Source organism: Paraburkholderia sp. DD10, from assembly GCF_049177125.1.
Taxonomy (GTDB): Bacteria; Pseudomonadota; Gammaproteobacteria; order Burkholderiales; family Burkholderiaceae; genus Paraburkholderia; species Paraburkholderia terricola.
Window position 1 is genome coordinate 3,632,039 of the sequence record NZ_CP185393.1, and the last position, 23,096, is coordinate 3,655,134.

Genomic DNA, 23,096 nt, shown 5'->3' on the forward strand with positions numbered 1-23,096 from the left:
GCTTCACGCGGTTTCGCGCAGCGCCACGTCGATCACCGGCGCACCCGTCAGCGTAATCAATTCCTGTGCCGTGAGATTGAACACCGCATGCGGATGGCCCGCCGCGGCCCACAAGCTGTCGAGCGTCAGCAGGTCGGCATCGATCAGCGTCACCGGTTCGGTCGCATGGCCGATCGGACACACGCCGCCGATCGCATAGCCGGTTTTTTCGCGGACGAACTTCGCATCCGCGCGGCCGATCTCGCCGACCTGCTCGGCCACCTTCTTCTCGTCGACGCGATTCGCGCCGCTCGCGACCACCAGCACGGGCGCGTCGTCCTCGCGACGGCGAAACAGGATCGACTTGGCGATCTGCGCGACCGAGCAGCCGAGCCCGGCGGCGGCTTCGGCGGAAGTCTTGCCGGTTTCCGGCAGCATCACGATGCGGCCGGCGTGGCCGCGCTCGCGCAGCAACAGCGCGACGCGGCGCGCCGAGTCGGGCAGCGCGGCGAGATTGTCGGATTCGAGGAAAGCGTCGTCCATCATTGTTTTAGATCCTGATTGATTGGCTGAGGTCAAACACAGTTGCCCGCTTCGCTGCGCGCCTTGGCGAGCAGCGCCTTGCCGGCGCGCGATACGTTGGGCCGGCCGATCGACGTCGAGATGAAATCGCCGATCGCCACGACTTGCGCGAGGTCGATGCCGGTTTCGATGCCGAGGCCGTTCATCAGATACAGCACGTCCTCGGTCGCGACGTTGCCGGTCGCGCCCTTCGCATACGGACAGCCGCCGAGCCCCGCCACCGACGCGTGATAAATCTCGATGCCTTCCTGCAACGCGGCGTAGATGTTCGCGAGCGCCTGGCCGTAAGTGTCGTGGAAGTGGCCCGACAGACGTTCACGCGGAAACACCTTGGTCACCGCATCGAACACTTCGCGCGTGCGCTTCGGCGTGCCGACGCCGATCGTATCGGCAATGTCGATTTCGTCGCAGCCGAGCGCCGCGAAACGTTCGACCACATCGACCACCGAGGCCACCGGCACCTCGCCCTGATACGGGCAGCCCAGCGCGCACGACACGCTACCGCGAATCCGCAGGCGGTTTTCCTTCGCCGCGCGCGCCACGGGTGCGAACCGGTCGATGCTTTCCGCGATGCTGCAATTGATGTTCTTCTGCGAAAACGCTTCGCTGGCCGCGCCGAAAATCACGATCTCGTCGGCGCGCGCGGCGAGCGCGCCTTCGAAGCCGCGCATGTTCGGCGTCAGCACCGAGTAGATCGTGCCTGGGCGCCGTTCGATACCGGCCATGACGTCGGCGCCGTCGGCCATTTGCGGCACCCATTTCGGCGAGACGAACGACGCCGCTTCGACGTTGCGAAAACCCGCCGCCGATAAGCGGTTGATCAACTCGATCTTGATCGCCGTGGCGACGAATTCCTTTTCGTTCTGCAGCCCGTCACGCGGACCGACTTCGACGATTTTCACTTGCTGCGGTAAGGCCATGATGTGTCTCCTGCCGCGCTTGGCGGCGCTCCTTCATTGATGTCTCTCAGTGCCTGCTCGAAGCTCACCCGGCTCTCAATACCCGCGTTCGATATTCACCACGCCGCTGACCGTTTCGCCGCGCGCGAGCGCCGTGATTTTCCGCGCGACCTGCGCGACGCTTTCCTCGCGCAACGTCAGCGCGGAGATGTGCGGCGTGATCGTGATACGCGGCTCCCGCCAGAACAGATGATCGGGCGGCAACGGCTCCTCGCGGAACACGTCGAGCGTGGCGGCGGCGAGTTGGCCGCTCGCGAGCGCTTCGAGCAGATCCTGTTCGACCAGATGCCCGCCGCGCGCGACGTTGATCAGATAGGCACCGCGCGCGAGCTTCGAGAAGGTGCGCGCGTTCAGCACGCCGGCTGTATCCGGCGTATGCGGCAGCAGATTCACCAGCACTTTCACGCCGTCGAGAAAGGCATCGAACTGCGCCTCGCCGGCGAAGGTCGTGATGCCCTCGATGTGCCGCGCGCCGCGGCTATAACCGCGCACCGGCATGCCGAAGCCCGCGAGCGTTTGCGCGACATGCGCGCCGAGCACGCCAAGCCCGAGCACGCCGACCGTGAAGGTCTCGCGCGGATGCGGTTCGAGCACTTCCCAGCGGCGTTCGCTTTGCAGCGTCTGGTATTCGTCGAAACGGCGCAGGTAGCGCAGCACCGCGTGCGCGACGTACTCGGCCATTTGCGGCGCCATGCCGGTGTCCTCCAGGCGGATCAACTGGGCGTTGCGCGGCAAGATGCCCGGCTGTTCGCTTTCGAGCGCGAGGATCGCATCCACGCCCGCGCCCAGATTGAAGATCGCGCGCAAGTCGTCGCGGCCGGCCAGCATCTCGCGCGGCGGCCGCCACACGACCGCGAAGTCCGCCGGCGCGGTGTCGCCAGGCTGCCACTCGCGCAGATCGGCCTCGGGCAGCGCGCGGGCAAAGTCGTGAAGCCAGGCGGCGGCATCGGCATGCGGCATGTAGAAGAGGATTTTCATACGGTCAGAAAGACGCCTGCGTTGTCGGGGCGGATTGCGGGGAAGGCCCCTTGTGACGGCTGCGACGCGCGCGGCGCTTCAGACGACGCTTGCGGCATGGAGCCTCCTCCTTTTATGGGTAGGCTTCATTCTACTTTTTCGACGCCGATCGCGCGCGTTTGCGGACGGCCGTGCAATTCGCCGGTCACGCGGCACATGGCACCGGCCGTCGCTCGGGCCAGTCGCCGGCCACGTCGCCTGCTACGTCGACAGTCACGGCGCCGCCATCTCGACCGCCATTTAGCCCGATAAACAAAGCACAAAAACTTGGTTCGTTCGCGCGGCGCGCAGCGGGACAATACCTTCCCGGATTCCCTTTGCGAGGGACAGACATGCTTTCATGCACCAAATCGACATGGCCGCCGCGGCTCGTGACCGTGCCCGGTCTGCACGGCAGCGAGGGCGCGCATTGGCAAACATGGCTGGAGCGGCAGTTCGCGCGCTCGCTGCGCGTCGAACAGGCCGACTGGGACGCGCCGGACCTCGCACTATGGGCGAAGTCGCTGCGCGATCTGCTCGCGCGCGAGCGCGGACCGTTCGTGCTGGCCGCGCATAGCTTCGGTTGCCTCGCGACCGCGCATGCGTTGCAGCAGGCGTCGTATGCGAACGACGTGGTCGGCGTGCTGTTCGTCGCGCCCGCGAGCCCGGAGAAATTCGGCTTCGCGGGAACGTTCGACGCGCGGCGCCTCGGCGTGCCGTCGATCCTGATCGGCAGCGAAACCGATCCGTGGATGCCGCTCGCCGGTTCGCGCGATCTCGCGCAGCGTTTCGGCAGCGCGTTCGTCAATCTCGGCGACGCGGGACATATCAACACCGCGGCCGGTTTCGGCCCCTGGCCGCGAGCCAAGTATTTCATCGACACGCTGGTGCATTGCGCCGCGCCATTGCGCTTTCGCGAGGATGCCTTCGAGGCCGCGCAGCACGCATTCGTTTGAGGCTTCGCGCCGCGCTCGATGCACCGGCCCCGGCACGAGTGAGCCAGTAAGCGATCCGTTAGAATCCCGCTTCATGCCGCGCGTTCGTGCGGCCACCGGTTTTCATCATCGATAGGCGGGGACAAGATGGCAGGCAAGACGGGCACATCGCGCTGGCTGGCAGCCGGCATGACGGCAATCACGCTCGCGCTCGGCGGCGTGTCGACGGCGCACGCGCAAGCGTCGTTGCTCAACGTCTCGTACGACGTGACGCGCGAGTTGTACAAGGACATCAACGCCGGCTTCATCGCGGCGTACAAGCAGAAGACCGGCGAGACCGTGTCGATCCGCCAGTCGCACGGCGCGTCGAGCGCGCAGGCCTTGTCGGTGCTGCAAGGCTTGCAGGCCGACGTCGTGACGATGAACCAGCCGAACGACATCGACCTGCTCGCCGAAAAGGGCCAACTGGTGCCGACCAACTGGCGTGCGCGCATGCCGAACGACAGCGCGCCGTACACCACGACGATGGTGTTCCTCGTGCGCAAGGGCAACCCGAAGCACATCAAGGACTGGGACGATCTCGCCAAGCCCGGCGTGCAGGTGGTGATCGCCAATCCCAAGACCTCGGGTAACGGCCGCTATACGTATCTGGCCGCGTGGGGTTATCGCAAGCAGCACGGCGGCACCGACGCGCAGGCGCTCGACTTCGAAAAAGCGATCTTCAGGAACGTGCCGGTGCTCGACACGGGCGGCCGCGGCGCGACCACCACGTTCACGCAGCGCGGCATCGGCGACGTGCTGGTGACGTTCGAAAACGAAGTCGCGCTGATGAACACAGGTGTGGGCGCGGGCAATTTCGAAGCGGTGTATCCGTCGGTGAGCTTGCTGGCGGCGCCGCCCGTGGCGATCGTCGACAAGGTGGTGGACAAGCGCGGCACGCGCAAGGAAGCGCAGGCGTATCTCGACTATCTGTGGTCGGCGGCCGCGCAGGAAATCATCGCGCAACATCATCTGCGTCCGCGCGACAGGAACGTGCTCGCCAAGCATGAGGCGGAGTTCAAGCCGATCAAGACCTTCACCGTCGAAGAGATGTTCGGTAGCTGGCAGAAAGCGCAGCAAACGCATTTCTCCGATGGCGGGACGTTCGATCAGATCATCGTGGATAGGAAGTAAAGCTTCGCGTGAAGCACAAAGGCCGCCTTCGGTTCGTTACCGAGGCGGCCTTTTTTATTGCGCGAATTGCTATCGCATGCGCTTGTTGCGTTTAGTTGGGCGCAGCGTGCGAGTCATGACCGTGTTCGCAGCCATGCTCGCAACCGCTCTGATCGAGCGGCATCTGTTGCGCCGCTTCCGCCCGAATCCCCAGGCGCTCCAACAGCTTGCGATCCGCCTCCGCTTGCGGATTGCTGGTGGTCAGCAACTGATCGCCATAGAAAATCGAATTCGCGCCGGCGAGAAAGCACATGGCCTGCAACGCTTCGTTCATCTGCTCGCGTCCCGCCGACAGACGCACCATCGCGCGCGGCATCGTGATGCGTGCAATTGCGATCGTGCGCACGAACTCGAATGGGTCGATCGCTTCCGTGCCGGTCAGCGGCGTGCCTTCCACTTGCACCAGGTTGTTGATCGGCACCGACTCGGGATACGGCTCCATGTTCGCCAGTTGCGCGATCAAGCCAGCCCGCTCGCGGCGCGACTCGCCCAAACCGACGATGCCGCCGCAGCACACGTTGATGCCCGCGTCGCGCACCCGTTCGAGCGTGTCGAGACGGTCCTGATACGTGCGCGTCGAAATGATCTGGCCGTAGAACTCCGGCGACGTATCGAGGTTGTGGTTGTAGTAGTCGAGGCCCGCTTCGCGCAGAGCTTGCGCCTGGTGCGTCTCCAGCATGCCGAGCGTCACGCAGGTTTCGAGACCCATCGCCTTCACGCCGCGGATCATGTCCTTGATCGGCTCCAGGTGCCGGTCTTTCGGATTGCGCCACGCGGCGCCCATGCAAAAGCGCGTTGCGCCGTTTTGCTTGGCGGCGCGCGCGGCGGCGAGGACTTCGTCGACCGGCATCAGCTTGTCGGCCTGCAGGCCCGTGTCGTGATGCACCGACTGCGGACAGTACGCGCAATCTTCCTCGCAGCCGCCCGTCTTGATCGACAGCAGCGTCGACAGTTGCACGGTGTTCGCGTCGAAATGCTCGCGATGTGTTTGCTGCGCGCGGAACATCAGATCGTTGAACGGCAGTTCGTACAGCGCGACGATGTCGGCGACGCGCCAGCGCGCGAGCTGTTTGCTGTCCGATGCGGCGCTATTGGCGTTGTGATTGGCATTGTTGTTGGCGGCCGCCGTGTCGACCGGCGTCGGAGCGATGTTCAGTTGCGTCATGTCGTCAATCCTCATGGATGGATGTGATGTTGATCAGCGCCGCGCGTCGCGCAGCGTCTGCAAGAGTCGGTCGATGTCGAGCCGGTCCGCCGCGAGTTCGGGCGAAGCCGGACTCAGATGCGGCACGATGCCGAGCAAGGGCGCGTCGTGTTCGCGCGCAAGATGCTCGCGGATCGACGCGATGTTTTCGTCGGGGAACGTCATGTCGGGGTCGACGCGGTTCGCCACCCAGCCGGCCAGCGTCAGTCCGCGCGCGGCGATCGCTTCGGCGGTGAGCAGCGCATGGTTGATGCAGCCGAGGCGCAGGCCGACCACCAGCACGACCGGCAGCTTCAAGGCGACGGCGAGATCGGCGGTGTCCGCAGTCGCCGTCAACGGCACGCGAAAGCCGCCGACGCCTTCCACGACCACGACGTCCGCGCGTTTCACAGCTTCGGCATGGCAAGCGACGATGTGCGCGATATCGAAGGTGACGTTTTCCAGCGCGGCCGCGATGTGCGGCGCGGCCGGTTCTTTCAGCAGATAGGGCGTGCGAATGTCGGGCGGCAACAAGACGTTCGATGCGGCGTCGAGTTGATCCGCGTCCTCGTTATGCAGAACGCCGTCGAGTTCGAACGCGCCGGCGGCGATCGGCTTCATCGCGGCGGCTTGCAGGCCTTCGCGAACGAAGCCGCGCAACAGCGCCGACGAAACGAACGTCTTGCCGATTTCCGTATCGGTGCCGGTGACGAAGAGAGACAGCGCCGTGCTCATGCCGCTTTCGCTCCCGCTTGTTGAAGGCCCGCTTCGAGCCGGTCGAGATCCGCTTGCGCGTGCGCGGCGGAAAGCGAAATACGCAAGCGCGACGTGCCGGTGGGCACGGTCGGCGGACGAATCGCCGGCACCCACAGACCCGCGCGGTCGAGCAGGGCGGCGATGTCGAGCGTGGCTTCGTTCGCGCCGATGACGAGCGGCTGCACGGCGGTATGCGAATCGACCGGAAGCCACGGCGTGGCTTTCAGCATCTCACGCGTGCGTTCGATCAATTGCCGAAGATGCGCGCGCCGCGCATCGCCTTCGTCGCCGCCGATGATGCGCAAACTCGCCGACACCGCATACGCGGCGGCAGGCACCGAGGCCGTGGTGAAAATGTACGGACGCGCGCGCTGCACGAGCCATTCGATCACGGTGCCGTGCGCGACGACGAACGCGCCCGAGACGCCCGCCGCCTTGCCGAGCGTGCCGATCGAAATCAGGTTCGGCGAGCGCAGCGCGGCCTGCGCGATCGCGCCGCGGCCTTGCGGACCGAGCACGCCGAAGCCATGCGCGTCGTCGAGAATCAGCCACGCGCCGTGTTGCTCAGCGAGTTCCAGCAGACGCGGCAGCGGCGCGATATCGCCGTCCATGCTGAACACCGTATCGGAGACGATCACTTTCACTTCCGCGTCGGAAGCGTCGAGCATCGCGCTCAACGCTTCGGTATCGCAGTGCGGGTAGATCTGCACGTCGGCGCGCGACAGGCGCGCGCCGTCGATCAGCGACGCGTGATTCAACGCGTCGGAGAAAAGCGTCGTGCCGCGGCCCGCGAGCGCGGTGAGCGTCGCGAGGTTCGCCATGTAGCCGGTGCTGAAGTACAGCGCGCGCGCATTGTCGACGAAGCCGCCGACGAATTCCGCGAGGTCGTCTTCGAGTTGCGCATGCGCGCGCGAGTGGCCGCCGAGCAGATGCGAACCGCCGCTGCCCGCGCCATAGCGCCGCGCGCCTTCCCCGATCGCGGCGATCAGTTGCGGATGCGCGGCGAGGCCGAGGTAGTCGTTACTGGCGAAGCCGATGATCTCGCGGCCGTCCACCGTCATGTGCGCGGCGCACGGCGTGTCGGCGGTGCGGCGGTGACGGCGCAGGCCGCGTGCGTCGATGTCCTTCAGGCCTTGTGCAAGTGTGTCGAGCAAGTGCATTAGCGCGCCTCCGCGAGCGTGGCTTCGAACGTTTCATGAGTGCGCGAGGCGAGCAGCGCGAGTTCTTCGTCGTCGAGAATGTACGGCGGCATCAGATACACGGTGGTCGAAATCGGGCGCAGCAGCAGCTCGCGCTGCAACGCGTTTTCGAAGAAGCGGCGCGAGAATGTCCTCGCGTGTTGAGCGTCGTCGATCACCGCGTCGAACGCGAAGATCGTGCCGCACTGGCGCGGATTGCGCACCTGCTCGTGCCCAGCGAGCGGAGCAAGCGCGGCCTTCAGTTTCGCGGACTTCTGCGCGTTGACGGCGAGGACGTTGTCGCTCGCGAACAGGTCGAGCGTGGCGAGCGCCGCGCGGCACGCGAGCGGATTGCCGGTGTAGGAATGCGAATGCAGGAAGCCGCGCGCGGTGTCGTCGTGATAGAAGGCCGCGAAGATTTCATCGCGCGACAACACGATCGAGAGCGGCAGATAACCGCCGCTAATGCCTTTCGACAGACACAGAAAGTCCGGCCAGATGCCCGCCTGCTCGCATGCGAAGAACGTGCCGGTGCGGCCGCAACCGACGGCGATTTCATCGGCGATCAGATGCACGCCGTACTGGTCGCACAACGCGCGCAATCCGGCGAGATACGACGCGTCGTGCATCGCCATGCCGGCTGCGCATTGCACGAGCGGCTCGACGATCAGCGCGGCGATTGTGTCGGCGCGCGCTTCGAATAGCGAGCGCACGTGATCGAGCGCGCGGCGCGCGACGTCGTCGGCGGTCTCGCCAGGCTGCGCGAGACGCGCATCGGGCGACGCGACGACGTGCGCGTGACGGATCAACGGGTCGTAGGCGTCCTTGAAGAGCGCGACGTCGGTGACGCCGAGCGCGCCGATGGTCTCGCCGTGGTAGCTGTTGGCGAGGCAGACGAATTCCTGCTTGTCGGCGAAGCCGCGATTGCGCCATGAGTGGAAGCTCATCTTCAGCGCTATTTCGACGGCGGATGCGCCATCGGACGCGAAGAACGCGTGGCCGAGCGTGTTGCCGGTGAGCGCGCCGAGGCGCTCCGCGAGTTCGATGGCCGGCTCGTGCGTGCAGCCCGCGAGCATCGCGTGTTCGAGCGTGTCGAGCTGGTCTTTCAGCGCCGCGTTGATGCGCGGGTTCGCGTGGCCGAACAGGTTGACCCACCAGGAGCTGATCGCGTCCAGATAACGGTGATCGGCGCGGTCGTAAAGCCACGCGCCCTGGCCGCGCGCGACGGGAATGAGCGGCAGACGCTCGTGGTGCTTCATCTGCGTGCAGGGGTGCCAGATGGCGCGCAGGCTGCGGGCGATCCAGTCTTCTCGTGATGACGGTTGTGTTGCCGGGTTTTGCAAAGCGGGTACTCCAGGATGCTTTTTGCCGCTGCGCGTAGGGCTTTTTAGGGCCGTTTCGTTGCGCTGCGCGCGGCGTTTGGCGATGCGCGCGGGGTCGAGATTAGCGGTTTATTTCGTTGCGCGCACCTGCGCTGGAATTTGGGGTTTTGCTTGCTGGGCTGGGGTTTGGGGCTGTTCGACGCAGGTCGTTTCTGTTTTCTCGTGAAGGTCGCTGATCGGTGCAGTTGACGACGGCAAAGTAGTGGGATGTAGGTGGGGTTTGGCCTGCTCGGCGCTGTTGTTTTGCGCGTTTTGGCCTTTCCTTATCTTGGCCTTTGCTTGATTTGTTAGTGGTCTATTGGCGTTGCCCCTGTGCGGGGCAATGCTCTCAACTTAAGCCTCAAAGAGCTTGTAAACGAGGCATTGCCCCTGTAAACTTCATCGCATAACTCACTGATAAATCAACGATATGAACTCAAATACCAGCGTCCTCGCGGCTTCTGGCTGAGTTCTCCGATTTCCTGCTCGATCCGGCGCTCGCCGATCGCGTGCGTCGTTCTCCCACTGCCTTTACCCGCAATCGCACACTGACCTTGCCGCGCATGGCCGCGCTGATGATGTCCGGCATGTGCGCCAGTGTGCAGGCCGAACTTGACGCGCTATTCGGCGCACTGGGAAGCAGCGGCGGGCGCACCCGCGCTGTCAGCGCACAGGCCTTCAGCAAGGCGCGACGGGGAGTGTCTGCCGAACTGTTCGAGCTGGCCCGCGCCCGCCTGATCTCGCTGGCCCAACCCCATATCGATTCGATGCGCTGGCACGGCCTGAGGCTGGTCGCCGCTGACGGTAGCCGCCTGCGTGTGGGCACGCGTCGCGGCCATGAACTGCGCGCCGATCACTACGCGTTTGCGCTGTTCCTGCCGGGTTCCGAACTGACCCTGCACGCTGCACTTCATCCCGCCGACGGCGGCGAGCGGCAGATGCTGTTCGAAGCCCTCGATGTACTGCAACCGCATACCGACCTGCTGCTGCTCGATCGCGGCTATATCGGCAACGCGATGGTGGCGGCGCTCGCACAGCGCGAAATCCCGTTCTGCATGCGCGTCGATGCGCGTAACTGGAAATGCGTCAGCGCCTTTACCCGCAGCGGTAAAGCCGAGCATGTGGTGACACTGGAAGCGCCCAGCGAACCGGATGCCCGCGCCTATGAACTGGCGCGTACGCCCACGACTGTGCGCCTGATCCGCGACGTCACGCCGGGCGGTCGCGTGCGTGTGCTGATGACCTCGCTGCTCGATGGCGGGCGTTATCCGGCGGCATCGTTCGGCGCGCTCTATCACCAGCGCTGGCGGGTCGAGGAAGCATTCAAACGACTCAAGCACCGGCTGCGGCTGGAAGCCGTCACAGGCCTCGATTACCTGGCGTTACAGCAGGACTTCGGCGCAAAAATCCTCGCCGACAACCTGTGCACACTGCTCAGCGATCTCGATGCGCCGCACGACGACAGACATGCCAGCCGTCCTAACCGGGTGTATGCACTGGGCGCACTCAAGCCCATCCTCGGCGCGTGTCTTCTGCGCATCCAGCGCTGTCTGGACGGCCTCGCCGGTGTGCTGGAAATGATCCACCAGACCCGATGCCGGATACAGCCCTCACGCTCCTATCCAAGACCACCCAGAAAAGCCAAGCCCCACTTCCATCTCGCGTACAAACTCGCTTGATGCAGCGGGGCTTAAGTTGAGAGCATTGCTGTGCGGGGCGGCACCTACTTTCTTTGCCGCCGCAAAGAAAGTAGGCAAAGAAAGCGGCTCACACCGCCAGCTTTGAAGCGGGTCTCCTGGCTTGGAGGGGGCAGTGGTGCATCTGGAATCCGTGTTCTCGCGCATTCGGCGTTCGTGACAAGGCAGTCATACTTCCCGCCTCGCGCTGCGCGCTCGCCGGAAGCGGCGCGCACGGAAACCAGCGGTTTCATTGGGCGCGGTGGGGGCCATCGGCTTCGCCTCGGCGAGACGCCGAAAAGCCAGGTGCTGTTTCAGATGTGTCGCTGGTTGCAGGACACCGGTTGTGGATTGTGGGGCGGGTCGCCGGTCGCCGCGCTGAGCGTCCGGCCGCGCGCCGATGCGCCGGCAAGTTGTCGGCAAGTCGCCGGCATTCGATGCAGTGACGCCGTGCCCACGCACCGCTATTGGTTTGGAGAACTGCGGCTGACGGCGGTTTGTCTGGGCATCGAGAACTGCTGCCGACCGCAAAAGCGCCGTGCGACTTTATGAAGTACCGCGACGGCGCGCGCAGCGTCGCCGGAAGAATGACTGCTGTGTCACGAACGCGGAGTGTGCGGGAACACGGATTCCAGATGCACCACGATGCCCTCCAAGCCAGGAGACCCGCTTCAAAGCTGGCGGTGTGAGCCGCTTTCTTTGCCTACTTTCTTTGCGGCGGCAAAGAAAGTAGGTGCCGCCCCGCACAGCAATGCTCTCAACTTAAGCCTCAAAGAGCTTGTAAACGAGGCATTGCCCCTGTAAACTTCATCGCATAACTCACTGATAAATCAACGATATGAACTCAAATACCAGCGTCCTCGCGGCTTCTGGCTGAGTTCTCCGATTTCCTGCTCGATCCGGCGCTCGCCGATCGCGTGCGTCGTTCTCCCACTGCCTTTACCCGCAATCGCACACTGACCTTGCCGCGCATGGCCGCGCTGATGATGTCCGGCATGTGCGCCAGTGTGCAGGCCGAACTTGACGCGCTATTCGGCGCACTGGGAAGCAGCGGCGGGCGCACCCGCGCTGTCAGCGCACAGGCCTTCAGCAAGGCGCGACGGGGAGTGTCTGCCGAACTGTTCGAGCTGGCCCGCGCCCGCCTGATCTCGCTGGCCCAACCCCATATCGATTCGATGCGCTGGCACGGCCTGAGGCTGGTCGCCGCTGACGGTAGCCGCCTGCGTGTGGGCACGCGTCGCGGCCATGAACTGCGCGCCGATCACTACGCGTTTGCGCTGTTCCTGCCGGGTTCCGAACTGACCCTGCACGCTGCACTTCATCCCGCCGACGGCGGCGAGCGGCAGATGCTGTTCGAAGCCCTCGATGTACTGCAACCGCATACCGACCTGCTGCTGCTCGATCGCGGCTATATCGGCAACGCGATGGTGGCGGCGCTCGCACAGCGCGAAATCCCGTTCTGCATGCGCGTCGATGCGCGTAACTGGAAATGCGTCAGCGCCTTTACCCGCAGCGGTAAAGCCGAGCATGTGGTGACACTGGAAGCGCCCAGCGAACCGGATGCCCGCGCCTATGAACTGGCGCGTACGCCCACGACTGTGCGCCTGATCCGCGACGTCACGCCGGGCGGTCGCGTGCGTGTGCTGATGACCTCGCTGCTCGATGGCGGGCGTTATCCGGCGGCATCGTTCGGCGCGCTCTATCACCAGCGCTGGCGGGTCGAGGAAGCATTCAAACGACTCAAGCACCGGCTGCGGCTGGAAGCCGTCACAGGCCTCGATTACCTGGCGTTACAGCAGGACTTCGGCGCAAAAATCCTCGCCGACAACCTGTGCACACTGCTCAGCGATCTCGATGCGCCGCACGACGACAGACATGCCAGCCGTCCTAACCGGGTGTATGCACTGGGCGCACTCAAGCCCATCCTCGGCGCGTGTCTTCTGCGCATCCAGCGCTGTCTGGACGGCCTCGCCGGTGTGCTGGAAATGATCCACCAGACCCGATGCCGGACACAGCCCTCACGCTCCTATCCAAGACCACCCAGAAAAGCCAAGCCCCACTTCCATCTCGCGTACAAACTCGCTTGATGCAGCGGGGCTTAAGTTGAGAGCATTGCCCCGCACAGGGGCAACGCCAATAGACCACTAAGCCAGCAAGGAAAGGCCAAAAAACCAACCCCAAAAACCAACCCCGCCGAGCAGGCAAAAAAAACCGACCCTCACTCCCGGCTAGCAATAGCATGCCGACCTTGATCCGCACCGCTCGCAGCGGTCTGAGTGCCCCCAGAACCCCAAACAACAGCGTTATCCACCGCATACAACCGGCAAGGCGCCGAACTCTGCTTCTGGCAATTGGCAACCGCCACCGACATCGGATCGTCGCCGCCCTCGGCCCACGACCACGCGCCGGTATCCGACACGGCAAAAGCCCGGCTAGGATACTGATGCAGGAAGTTCCGATAGCCATTGCGCCCGGCTTCGTCGACGAACGGCACCGCATCCACCGCATCGACAGCGGCAAACCCGCTCGCCTTCGGCAACGAAGGATCGGACACGCGATACTGCACGCCCGTCGGCATGCCCACGCGGGCCAGGAAAGCCTCGACGGCCGGCCACCACACATGCACGCCGTCGCGGTCGCCCACCAGCCGATGCGCGTCGTTCTTGTAGTTGCCGAAATCCACCATCTTCGCGCTCGCGCCATGCTCGGCATACGCGGCGTACATGCCCGCCACCAGCGGCGCGGTCCACACCGAGTCGTTATCGCCGTACATCCACAACGACGGCACCTTGGTCTTTTCACCGTACGCGCCGAATGCGCGCGTGAGATTGGCCTGCCAGCCGCTGCACGCGTCCTGCCGCAAACCGCCCGAGAAATTGATCAGCGCCCGCACGCCCGGCGCGGCTTCGGTGCCGTAGGCCATCGTCGCGAGACCGCCGTGCGAGGTGCCGGCCACCACGATATGCGTAGCGTCCACGTAAGGCTGCTTCGACATGTAGCCGATGGTGGCCGCCACGTCGCCGGCCTGGCTCATGCCATTGCGTTCGACGTCGCAACCGTCCTGCTGATAAACGCCGTCCGAATGGCCGAAGCCCTGGCGGTTCGGCGCCACCACCACGTAGCCGCGGCGCACGAATTCGCGCGCGAACGGCAGCGGGTTGCTGCGTTCCTGCGTGCGCGGGTCGCCGGGAATCTTGCCGTGGTTGAACACGATCATCGGAAACGGGCCTGGGCCGTCCGGTTTGTAGATCGTCGTTTCGAGCGTGACCGCGCCGGCAGCGTCCACCGGCACGCGGATGATTTTTTCGTTGAGGCCCGCAGCCGGCAGATAGACGTCGTCGTCGAGCGCGATGCGCGGCACCTGCGCGCGGGCGAGAGGTCCCGCCTGGGTGTCGGCGAGCGGAGCGGCGTGCGCGACGGCGACAGCGCACGCAGCCGCTGCACAGATCACCGCACACTTCGTCAGAACCTTGCTGAACACCATTAACGCATCCGCCTCAAAAACTTGCCCTGAATACCGTCATGCCCACTTGTCCAGAACGGCTGCTGACATTTTGCTTTCACCGGTGTTTTCGACACGCAAAAACACACCCGCGTACTGCTGCGCGAAGCGCACGCACGCCACTGGAGATCGCACGGGATTGAACCCAAACGGCCGACGCGACCCCACGCGCCGATGATGAGCGCCACCCATGCTGCCCGGAAGCGCCGCCGAACCCACACTATCTGGTGACCGGCAGCGTCCTTGCGCATTTTGCGTAGCCGGTTATGACCGGCTTTCGCAACGTGACGCCATGAAGCTACGGCCTCATCCTGGCACGACAATTTTGTTTTGTGCAATCAAGGAGAACCCGCGACGAAAAAATTGCCGTGCGCGGATCGGGCTCATGCGGGCTTGAAGACGCTGGTCTCGCCGGCGGCCGGCTGCACGAGACAAAGTGGCGGGCGCATGGGCTGTGGCGCCGGGCCAACACGAACAGGAAGCCGGTCTTTGAGGGCCGCATGTGAACGCGCCTCGCAGGCTGGCGCGTGGTGTAAGGCTCGGGAAGACGTCGGGCTATTCGCTCACGTCGCCATCGACATAGCGCCAGCGGCCGTCCTCATCGCGGATAAAGCGGCTCAGCTCGTGCAGCCGGTGCGCGCGGCCACCCACCTTGTAACGCGCGACGAATTCGACCGTCGCGTGATCGGCGTCGCTTTCGGCGAATGCCTTGATCTGAAGTCCGAGCCAGCGTGGCGCATCGGGCGCGGCGGGGTCCGCGTCGAGGTCGGCGGGGCAGGTGTGCGGTGCCCAGGTGGCGCGCAAATAATCCGTCGCGCCGAGAACGTACGCGCTGTAACGCGAGCGCATCAGTTCGAGCGCGCGCGGCGCCGCTTCGCCGCCGTCGATGTAACGGCCGCAGCATTGCGCGAAGCGGGGCGCGCGGGCGCCGGCGCGCTGGCCGGGCGCGGCGCCGCCGCAGGGACAGTCGGATGGACGCTGCGCCGGCAACAATGGCTCGTTCATTGGACGTTCAGCCAAGACCGCGAGCGATCAGGATCTTCTGGATGTCGCTCGTGCCTTCGTAGATCTGGCACACGCGGACATCGCGGTAAATACGCTCGACCGGGAAGTCGCTCAGATAGCCGTAGCCGCCATGAATCTGCAAGGCCGCGGAACAGATGCGCTCGGCGGCTTCGGAAGCGAACAGCTTGGCCATCGCGGCTTCGGTGAGGCACGGCTGGCCGGCGTCTTTCAGCGCCGCGGCATGCCAGATCAGTTGACGCGCGGCCTCGAGTTGCGTCGCCATGTCGGCGAGGCGAAACTGCACGGCCTGATGCGAGAAGAGCGGCGCGCCGAAGCTCTCGCGCTCCTTGGCGTAGGCCAACGCCGCCTCGAACGCGGCGCGCGCCATGCCGACGCTTTGCGCGGCGATGCCGATGCGCCCGCCTTCGAGCCCCGACAACGCGATCCGGTAGCCTTCGCCTTCCGCGCCGATGAGGTTCGCGGCCGGCACGCGGCAGTCCTCGAAAATGATCTGCGCCGTATCCGACGAATGCTGGCCGAGCTTGTCCTCGATTCGCGCGACGACGTAGCCCTTGGTATCGGTCGGCACGATGAACGCGCTGATGCCGCGCTTGCCCGCCGCCTTGTCGGTCACGGCCATCACGATCGCGACGTTGCCGTTCTTGCCGCTCGTGATGAACTGTTTGACGCCGTTCAGCACGTACGCGTCGCCCTCGCGGGTCGCGGTGGTGCGCAGCGCGGAGGCGTCGGAGCCGGCCTGCGGTTCGGTCAGGCAGAACGCGCCGAGCATCTCGCCGCGCGCGAGCGGCGTGAGCCAGTCGCGCTTCTGCGCGTCGTTGCCGTAGCTCAGCAGGATGCTGCACACCGGGCAATTGTTGACGGAAATGGCGGTGGACGTGCCGCCGTCGCCAGCGGCGATTTCCTCGAGGATCAGCGCGAGCGCCAAGGCGTCCATGCCCGCGCCGCCGTAGGCTTCGGGCACCAGCACGCCGTATGCGCCGAGTTCGGCGAGTTGCCGATGCACGTCGTGCGGAAAAACCCGCTCGCGGTCCCACCGCGCCGCGTGCGGCGTGACGGCTTCGCGCACGAACGTGCGCAGCGCGTCGCGCACCATCAGGTGGTCCTGGTCAAGCACCATCGCTCAGTCTCCTCATTCTTGGCGCTCTCACCAGTCGAGCGGCGTGCCGTCGTATTGATAGAAGCGGCCATTGAACGCCTCGCGCGCGGCCGCGGCCTGCGCCAGCAATTCGCGCATGCCGGTGACGCTGCGCGCCGGATCGATCGCCGCCTCGGCGCCGCCCATGTCGGTGCGCACCCAGCCCGGATGCAGCGAAACGCAGGTCGCGCGCCTGACCTCGAGCGACGCGAGTTTCAGCGCGTTGTTGAGCGCCGCCTTGCTCGCGCGATAGAGCCAGCCGGTCGTGCCGCCCGCGTCGCCGATGCTGCCCATCTTGCTCGAGATCACCGCGAACACGCCGCCGGTTTCCTCGACGAGCGGCAGCAGGATCGGCATCAACTGCATGGGACCGCGCACGTTGGTGTGCATGACATGGTCGAAGTCATCGGCGGTGATGGTCTCGATGCCTGCGGTGCGCGGGCCGTAGACGCCCGACACGACGATCGCCGCATCGAGCCGTTCGCCGTCGAGCTTCCAGCCGAGCGCGGCGATTTCGTCGGGCGCGGTGACGTCGACGGAAAAAGTCTCCGCGCCGAGTTCGTTCAATGCGTCGAGCGCGGCCCCGTCGCGCGCGGTGGCGAGCACGCGCCAGCCGCTCTTTTTGTATTGCCGCGCAAACTCCTGGCCGATGCCGCGCGACGCACCCACGATCAACACTGTCTTCATCGAATCACCTCGTGCCTCAACTGCCGCAACGGCCCCGACTGCCTGGAGTGCCTGGAGCCGCGCGTCAAACCAGTTCGATACCCATCGCGGTGGCTTCGCCGCCGCCGATGCACAGCGTCGCGACGCCGCGCTTCAAGCCGCGCTTTTTCAGCGCGCCGATCAGCGTGACGAGAATCCGTGCGCCCGACGCGCCGATCGGATGCCCCAGCGCGCAAGCGCCGCCGTTCACGTTGACCTTTTCGTGCGGCAAACCGTGTTCCTTCATCGCGGCCATCGTGACGACGGCGAACGCTTCGTTGACCTCGTACAGATCCACTTCGTCCGCGCGCCAGCCGTTCTTCTCGAACAGCTTGCGAATCGCGCCGACCGGCGCGGTGGTGAACTTCGCCGGCTCCTGCGCGAAGGTCGAATGACCGACCACGCGCGCGATCGGCTCGACACCGAGGCGCTTCGCGGTCGACTCGCGCATCATCACGAGCGCGGCCGCGCCGTCGGAAATCGACGACGAGTTCGCCGCCGTCACCGTGCCGGTCTTGCTGAACGCGGGCTTGAGCGTCGGAATTTTTTCGAGGTTCGCCTTGAACGGCTGCTCGTCGCGATCGATGCTCACCTCGCCCTTGCGGCTCGCGACTTTCACCGGCGCGATTTCCCACGCGAACGAGCCGTCCTCGTTCGCGCGCTTCGCACGGTTCAACGACTCGACGGCGAACGCGTCCTGCGCCTCGCGCGTGAAGTCGAACGACGCCGCGCATTCCTCGGCGAACGTGCCCATCAGGCGGCCTTTCTCGTAGGCGTCTTCCAGGCCGTCGTAGAACATGTGGTCGAGCACCTGGCCGTGGCCCATGCGCATGCCGCCACGCGCCTTGGGCAGCAGATACGGCGCGTTCGTCATGCTCTCCATGCCGCCCGCGACGATCACCTCGACCGAACCCGCGGCCAGCATGTCGTGCGCGAACATCGCCGCGCGCATGCCGGAGCCGCACATCTTGTTGACGGTGGTGCTGCCCGTGGCGAGCGGCAAGCCGGCGCCGAGAGCCGCTTGACGCGCGGGCGCCTGACCGAGCCCGGCGGGCAGCACGCAGCCCATCACCACTTCGTCGATCTGCCCGGGTTTCAGGCCCGCGCGTTGAACGGCGGCTTCGATCGCGACCGAACCGAGTTGCGGCGCGGTCAACGAAGCGAAGTCGCCTTGAAATGCCGCCATCGGCGTGCGGGCAACGCCCACGATGACGATCGGATCAGCGTTTGTCTCACTCATGTTTCAGCTCCTTGATCACACCTTCGACGATCGCCGGCACCTCGCCGAGTTGCGCGGCGTCGGCCGCGACCATGTCGTTGTCCGCGCCGTGCGCGCCGCTTGCCGATACTCCCGCGACGCAGCCCTGATACACCGCGTCGAGCGCGCCCGGTTCGCCGACGGTCATGCCGAGATTGCGCACCTTGCCGTCATGCACGCCGTACACCCAGCCGTGCACGGTCAGTTCCTGGCCGCGCGCCCAGGCATCGTTGACGATGGTCGTGCGGCACACGTTCACCACCTGCTCGATGGTGTTCAGTTCGACCAGCCGCCGATGCCGCGCTTCACCGAGCGGCCATTCCTCGATCAGCGCCGCATGCTTGGTGCGCACGTCCTGCACGTGATGCAGCCAGTTGTCCGCGAGTCCCACGCGGCGGCCGTGCAGCGCCGCGCCGACGCCCGAGCAGCCGTAGTGGCCGACCACCATGATGTGCTTGACCTTCAGCAGATCGACGGCGAACTGGATCACCGACAGACAGTTCAGATCGGTATGCACGACCACGTTGGCGATGTTTCTGTGCACGAATACTTCGCCCGGCGGCAGGCCGATGATCTGGTTGGCCGGCACACGCGAATCGGAGCAGCCGATCCACAGATATTCGGGCGTCTGCTGATGCGCGAGGCGCGAAAAGTACTCGGGGTCTTCGGAGAGCTTGCGAGTCACCCACGCATCGTTGTTGTCGAAGAGATGCGCGAGCGGGTTCGGAGGAGTGGAAGCGTTCGAGTTCATGGTGCGTCTTGGCGGTTGCTCGACCGATAGACCGGTCGGTGTCGTTACATAAGGTTTCGGACGATGCGTTCAGCAATGCGGACGGCGCAGGATGTTCACGCCACCCGCACGCTGCGCTCGTCGGCTTGCGCGTCCGTTGCGTCTGATGGGGCCGGTGCTTTCGAAGCATCGGCGAAGCGTTCCGGATAGCGGATACAAAAGCGCACACTGCTGTCGTACGGGAAAAAGTCCGGCAGTTCGCCTTTCAGTAGATGATCCTTGTGCCGCTGCCACAGCGCGGGATCGAAAAAGTCCGCGTGATGCCGCATGAAGGAACGGCGCACGCGCGGGTCGCCGAGCAGGAACGTGCCATACGTCTCCGGGAAAATGTCGTGCACGCCGACCGAGTACCACGGCTCGCCCGACATTTCGTCTTCCTCGTTGCGCGGCGTGGGCACCGCGCGCACGTTGCAGTCGGTCAGGTATTCGATTTCATCGTAGTCGTAGAACACGACGCGGCCGTGACGCGTCACGCCGAAGTTCTTGTACAGCATGTCGCCCGGAAAGATGTTCGCCTGCATCAGTTCCTTGATCGCGTTGCCGTATTCCTTGATGCCGTGATCGACGTCCTCGTCGGAGCCGTGTTGCAGGAACAGATTGAGCGGCACCATGCGGCGCTCGATATACATATGGCGGATCACGAGGTTCTCGCCGTCGTATTCGAGCAGCGACGGCACTTCCTTTTCGAGTTCGCGCACGAGCGCTTCATCGAGCCGCGAGCGCGGCAGCGCGACGCTCGAATATTCGAGCGTGTCGGCCATGCGGCCCAAACGGTCGTGCCGCTTGACGAGCTGATACTTCTCCTGGATCTGCGCGCGCGTGGTTTCCTTCGGCGGCGGGAAGCTGTCCTTGATCAGCTTGAAGACGTACGGGAAAGACGGCAGCGTGAACACCAGCATCACGAGCCCCTTGATGCCGGGCGCGACGATGAACTGGTCGCTCGAATGCGACAGGTGATGCAGCAGATCGCGATAGAACAGATTCTTGCCCTGCTTCTGCAAGCCCACCGAGGTATAGATTTCCGCCTTCGGTTTGCCCGGCATGATCGTGCCGAGAAACTCCACGTAAGCGGACGGCACTTCCATATCCACGAGGAAATACGAGTGCGAGAAGCTGAAGATGATCAACAACTGATCGCGCTTGAGCAGCACCGTGTCGAGCGCGAGCACGCCCGGCCTCACATGACGCAGCGGCACCGCGAACGGCAACAGCAAATCGCCGTTGATGATCCGCCCGACGATATACGCCGACTTGTTGCGGAAGAACAGCGACGAGAGCACGTGAATCTGGAAGTTGGGCGCTTCGTCGAATACGCCGAAGGCGTCGTGAATCGCCTGCATCACGCAGCCGACGTCGCGTGTCAGATCCTCGAACGGCGTCTCCAGCTGAAAGTTCGTGACGATGCGCTCGAGCGTGGCGGCAAGACCGTCCTTGCCGGGGTAATACGCGCGATACGTCGGCTTCGCGGCCGGTTCGTCGTTCTCGATGTATTCGGTCGAGATCGCCGGCCGCACGAAAATGAAGGCGTTGTTGAAATACGAGCGATGCAGGATCTTGCAGCAGACTGAATTGAAGAACGTCTCGGCGCACTCGGGCTGGCGGTGCGTGGTCAGAAGGCCGATGTAGTGCAGCTTGATCTGCTGCCACACGTCGCTGTCGATATTTTCCGCGTCGTATTCGTCTTGCAGCAGTTCGACGCATTCCTCGACGCGATCGTCGTATGACGTAATGCGATCGCGCGCGAGTTTTTGCAGGCCGTGCCAGTCGCCGCGTTCGAACAGCGTCTTGGCATGGACCGCGGCCTCGCGAAAGATGCGGTAGTGGCGCTCGAATCCTTCGAGCATCGTCTGGGCGACGTCAAAGCCGATCTGCGACGACAACAGTTTGGGGAAGTGATTCATGTCGACCGTGCATTCGTCCCATGTCGTGAAGACACCCGTAATTGTATCGTCCGGGTGGGCCCGCGACGCATCGCGCCGCTCGACTCATGCCTTGGCGCATGCCGCGCGCGGCTTGCATTTTCGCGGGCGTTCGCCGACTTTCCGGCTATCTCCGCTCAATGCGTCAGTTTGGCATGCCTTAATCGGCTCAACTGCCGGCAAAAAAATTTGCGCGGTCCGCTTTCATGCGGGCCTGGCTTCGCGTGTGCCGTTTTCCAGCAGCGCGCGCGCCTGGGTTTCGTATTGCGCGAGGTCTTCGAGCGTCGCGTTCAGGTCTTCCAGTTGACGTTCCAGCACTTCGCGATGGCGCGCGACCGTGGCGAGGAACGCGTGCAATTGCGCGACGGTGTCGGTCGGCGATTCGTACACGTCCAGCAGATCGCGGATCTCCGACAGCGTGAAGCCGAGCCGTTTGCCGCGCAGCGTGAGCTTGAGGCGCGTTCGGTCGCGGCCTGAATAGACGCGGCGCAAGCCGCTCGATCCTTCGCGGCTTGGCGAGAGTAAACCCTGGTCTTCGTAGAAGCGGATGGCGCGCGGCGTGACGTCGAATTCCCGCGCGAGCTCGGTGATCGTGTATTGCGTGTTCATCGGGGCATGCCGTGGCCGGGCAGAAAGTTGGATTGGACGATAGAATCAACGTTAACGTTATCGTCAACTTGAGCGAAACGCAACCAGGCGCAATACGGCACCGGCATGCCCCAACCGGGCCGCAACCACGCCGCCCGGCATCGCATACCTCGCCATGCCGGACGGCCGACGGAGGAAGACACCCGCAATGAATGCACTCGAACATCAACTCGACTATCCGTTCAACGACAGCTTGCCGGAAGCCGGCCGCGCGATGGAAGTCGCGCCCGGCGTGTTCTGGCTGCGCATGCCGCTACCCTTCGCGCTGGACCATATCAACCTGTGGCTGTTGCGCGATGAGATCGACGGTCAGCCGGGTTGGACGGTGGTCGATTGCGGCATTACGTCGGACGTGATCAAGGAGAACTGGGAGAGAGTATTCGACTCGGTGCTCGACGGCCTGCCGGTGCTGCGCGTGATCGTCACGCATTGCCACCCGGATCACATCGGTCTCGCGCACTGGGTGTGCGCTGGCGGCGACAAGCAACGCTGGGACGCCCGGCTATGGATGACGCTCGGCGAGTACATGCAAGCGCGCGTGATGGCGGCCGGCGACGGCTCGAATGCGGGCGGCGAGGGCGCGGCGCGTCACTTCGCGCGGCACGGCGTGACCGACGAAGCGTCGCTGGACAAGCTGCGCGCCCGCAAGAGCTATTACGCGAGCCTCGTGCCGGCGATTCCCGGCCAATACCGCCGTTTGCGCGAAGCGGACGGCGTGAGGATCGGCGGCAAGACGTGGCGGGTGGTGACGGGCTTCGGCCATTCGCCGGAGCACTGCGCGCTGCACTGCGAGGAGACCGGCGTGCTGATCTCCGGCGACATGGTGCTGCCGCGCATTTCGACCAACGTGTCGGTGTTCGACATCGAGCCGGAAGGCTCGCCGCTCGCGCTGTATCTGGAATCGCTCGGCCGTTACGAGACGATGCCTGAAGAGACGCTGGTGCTGCCGTCGCATGGCAAGCCGTTTCGCGGCGTGCGCACGCGCATCAGGCAACTGCGCGAGCATCACGACGCGCGCCTCGCCGAAGTGCGCGAGGCGTGCGCCGAAAAACCGCAAAGCGCAGCGGATATCGTGCCGCTGATGTTCAAACGCCAGCTCGACATCCACCAGATGACGTTTGCGATGGGTGAAGCCTTGGCGCACTTGCATCTGCTGTGGCTTGCGGGCACGTTGAAGCGCACGCAGGCTTCGGATGGCGTGATCCGGTTTGCGGCTTGATCGGTTTTACCCTTCAACCTTTTGATGAAAAAAGCCCGGTGCTTTCGCAACCGGGCTTTTTCATGCGGTTTCGTTCA

Annotated in this window: 20 protein-coding genes; 5 read left to right on the top strand and 15 right to left on the bottom strand. The window is 64.6% G+C overall.

The window, feature by feature from the left end; all coding sequences use genetic code 11:
* Positions 1–3: 3 nt before the first annotated feature.
* The 3 genes from ACOCG7_RS31800 to ACOCG7_RS31810 form a co-directional block, all read right to left on the bottom strand.
* On the bottom strand, positions 4–525 hold the full coding sequence (locus ACOCG7_RS31800) for a YbaK/EbsC family protein (RefSeq protein ID WP_114161776.1): 522 nt from the start codon (positions 523–525) through the stop codon (positions 4–6).
* Between the two features lie 29 nt (positions 526–554).
* Positions 555–1,481 carry a hydroxymethylglutaryl-CoA lyase gene (locus tag ACOCG7_RS31805; RefSeq protein ID WP_073432212.1) on the bottom strand — a complete coding sequence of 309 codons (927 nt, stop codon included), beginning with the start codon at positions 1,479–1,481 and terminating at the stop codon, positions 555–557.
* 75 nt (positions 1,482–1,556) lie between these two features.
* Positions 1,557–2,498, bottom strand: a complete 942-nt coding sequence (locus tag ACOCG7_RS31810) for a 2-hydroxyacid dehydrogenase (RefSeq protein WP_073432211.1) — start codon at positions 2,496–2,498, stop codon at positions 1,557–1,559.
* A gap of 371 nt (positions 2,499–2,869) precedes the next feature.
* Between ACOCG7_RS31810 and ACOCG7_RS31815 the strand changes: the two genes are divergently transcribed.
* Together ACOCG7_RS31815 and ACOCG7_RS31820 are read left to right on the top strand one after the other, a co-directional pair.
* Positions 2,870–3,472, top strand: coding sequence for an RBBP9/YdeN family alpha/beta hydrolase (locus ACOCG7_RS31815; RefSeq protein ID WP_073432210.1), 603 nt, complete (start codon positions 2,870–2,872; stop codon positions 3,470–3,472).
* A gap of 126 nt (positions 3,473–3,598) precedes the next feature.
* Positions 3,599–4,624 carry a sulfate ABC transporter substrate-binding protein gene (locus tag ACOCG7_RS31820; RefSeq protein ID WP_073432209.1) on the top strand — a complete coding sequence of 342 codons (1,026 nt, stop codon included), beginning with the start codon at positions 3,599–3,601 and terminating at the stop codon, positions 4,622–4,624.
* 91 nt (positions 4,625–4,715) lie between these two features.
* Here the strand turns inward: ACOCG7_RS31820 and bioB are convergent, their stop codons facing one another.
* From bioB to bioA, 4 genes are read right to left on the bottom strand one after another with little or no spacing between them, the layout of a single operon-like run.
* Positions 4,716–5,828, bottom strand: coding sequence for a biotin synthase BioB (gene bioB, locus ACOCG7_RS31825; RefSeq protein WP_073432208.1), 1,113 nt, complete (start codon positions 5,826–5,828; stop codon positions 4,716–4,718).
* 33 nt (positions 5,829–5,861) lie between these two features.
* Positions 5,862–6,581, bottom strand: coding sequence for a dethiobiotin synthase (bioD, locus tag ACOCG7_RS31830; protein WP_073432207.1), 720 nt, complete (start codon positions 6,579–6,581; stop codon positions 5,862–5,864).
* Positions 6,578–7,762 (bottom strand): 8-amino-7-oxononanoate synthase, encoded by a 1,185-nt coding sequence (gene bioF / locus ACOCG7_RS31835; RefSeq protein WP_073432206.1) that lies wholly within the window; start codon positions 7,760–7,762, stop codon positions 6,578–6,580. The genes bioD and bioF overlap by 4 nt, the downstream gene beginning before the upstream one ends.
* Positions 7,762–9,123: an adenosylmethionine--8-amino-7-oxononanoate transaminase gene (gene bioA / locus ACOCG7_RS31840; protein WP_073432205.1), complete on the bottom strand. Its 1,362-nt coding sequence runs from the start codon at positions 9,121–9,123 to the stop codon at positions 7,762–7,764. Before bioA ends, bioF begins: the two co-directional genes overlap by 1 nt.
* 500 nt (positions 9,124–9,623) lie before the next feature.
* Here bioA and ACOCG7_RS31845 point away from each other — a divergent pair, with 500 nt between their 5' ends.
* Both ACOCG7_RS31845 and ACOCG7_RS31850 read left to right on the top strand, forming a co-directional pair.
* The gene (locus ACOCG7_RS31845; protein WP_114161999.1) at positions 9,624–10,820 is read left to right on the top strand and encodes an IS4 family transposase; all 1,197 of its coding nucleotides are present in this window, start codon (positions 9,624–9,626) and stop codon (positions 10,818–10,820) included.
* A gap of 887 nt (positions 10,821–11,707) precedes the next feature.
* The gene (locus ACOCG7_RS31850; RefSeq protein ID WP_421380594.1) at positions 11,708–12,904 is read left to right on the top strand and encodes an IS4 family transposase; all 1,197 of its coding nucleotides are present in this window, start codon (positions 11,708–11,710) and stop codon (positions 12,902–12,904) included.
* A gap of 131 nt (positions 12,905–13,035) precedes the next feature.
* On the opposite strand, the gene ACOCG7_RS31855 is transcribed toward ACOCG7_RS31850, so the two are convergent.
* The 8 genes from ACOCG7_RS31855 to ACOCG7_RS31890 all read right to left on the bottom strand — a co-directional run bounded on the left by ACOCG7_RS31855 (position 13,036) and on the right by ACOCG7_RS31890 (position 21,761).
* The gene (locus ACOCG7_RS31855) at positions 13,036–14,301 is read right to left on the bottom strand and encodes a dienelactone hydrolase family protein (protein ID WP_073429298.1); all 1,266 of its coding nucleotides are present in this window, start codon (positions 14,299–14,301) and stop codon (positions 13,036–13,038) included.
* 573 nt (positions 14,302–14,874) lie between these two features.
* Positions 14,875–15,324, bottom strand: coding sequence for a YchJ family protein (locus tag ACOCG7_RS31860; protein ID WP_073429299.1), 450 nt, complete (start codon positions 15,322–15,324; stop codon positions 14,875–14,877).
* Positions 15,325–15,331: 7 nt separating this feature from the next.
* The gene (locus ACOCG7_RS31865; protein ID WP_073429300.1) at positions 15,332–16,462 is read right to left on the bottom strand and encodes an acyl-CoA dehydrogenase family protein; all 1,131 of its coding nucleotides are present in this window, start codon (positions 16,460–16,462) and stop codon (positions 15,332–15,334) included.
* A gap of 27 nt (positions 16,463–16,489) precedes the next feature.
* Positions 16,490–17,167: an SDR family oxidoreductase gene (locus ACOCG7_RS31870; RefSeq protein WP_073429301.1), complete on the bottom strand. Its 678-nt coding sequence runs from the start codon at positions 17,165–17,167 to the stop codon at positions 16,490–16,492.
* Between the two features lie 64 nt (positions 17,168–17,231).
* The gene (locus tag ACOCG7_RS31875) at positions 17,232–18,425 is read right to left on the bottom strand and encodes an acetyl-CoA C-acetyltransferase (protein WP_073429302.1); all 1,194 of its coding nucleotides are present in this window, start codon (positions 18,423–18,425) and stop codon (positions 17,232–17,234) included.
* Positions 18,418–19,194: a carbonate dehydratase gene (can, locus tag ACOCG7_RS31880; protein ID WP_073429303.1), complete on the bottom strand. Its 777-nt coding sequence runs from the start codon at positions 19,192–19,194 to the stop codon at positions 18,418–18,420. Before can ends, ACOCG7_RS31875 begins: the two co-directional genes overlap by 8 nt.
* 95 nt (positions 19,195–19,289) lie before the next feature.
* Positions 19,290–21,134: a bifunctional isocitrate dehydrogenase kinase/phosphatase gene (gene aceK / locus ACOCG7_RS31885; protein WP_073429304.1), complete on the bottom strand. Its 1,845-nt coding sequence runs from the start codon at positions 21,132–21,134 to the stop codon at positions 19,290–19,292.
* Positions 21,135–21,356: 222 nt separating this feature from the next.
* Entirely contained in the window at positions 21,357–21,761 is a 405-nt protein-coding gene (locus tag ACOCG7_RS31890; protein ID WP_073429305.1) for a MerR family transcriptional regulator, read from the bottom strand.
* A 187-nt stretch (positions 21,762–21,948) separates the two neighbouring features.
* Here ACOCG7_RS31890 and ACOCG7_RS31895 point away from each other — a divergent pair, with 187 nt between their 5' ends.
* Positions 21,949–23,019: an MBL fold metallo-hydrolase gene (locus ACOCG7_RS31895; protein WP_073429306.1), complete on the top strand. Its 1,071-nt coding sequence runs from the start codon at positions 21,949–21,951 to the stop codon at positions 23,017–23,019.
* The last annotated feature ends 77 nt before the right edge of the window (positions 23,020–23,096 follow it).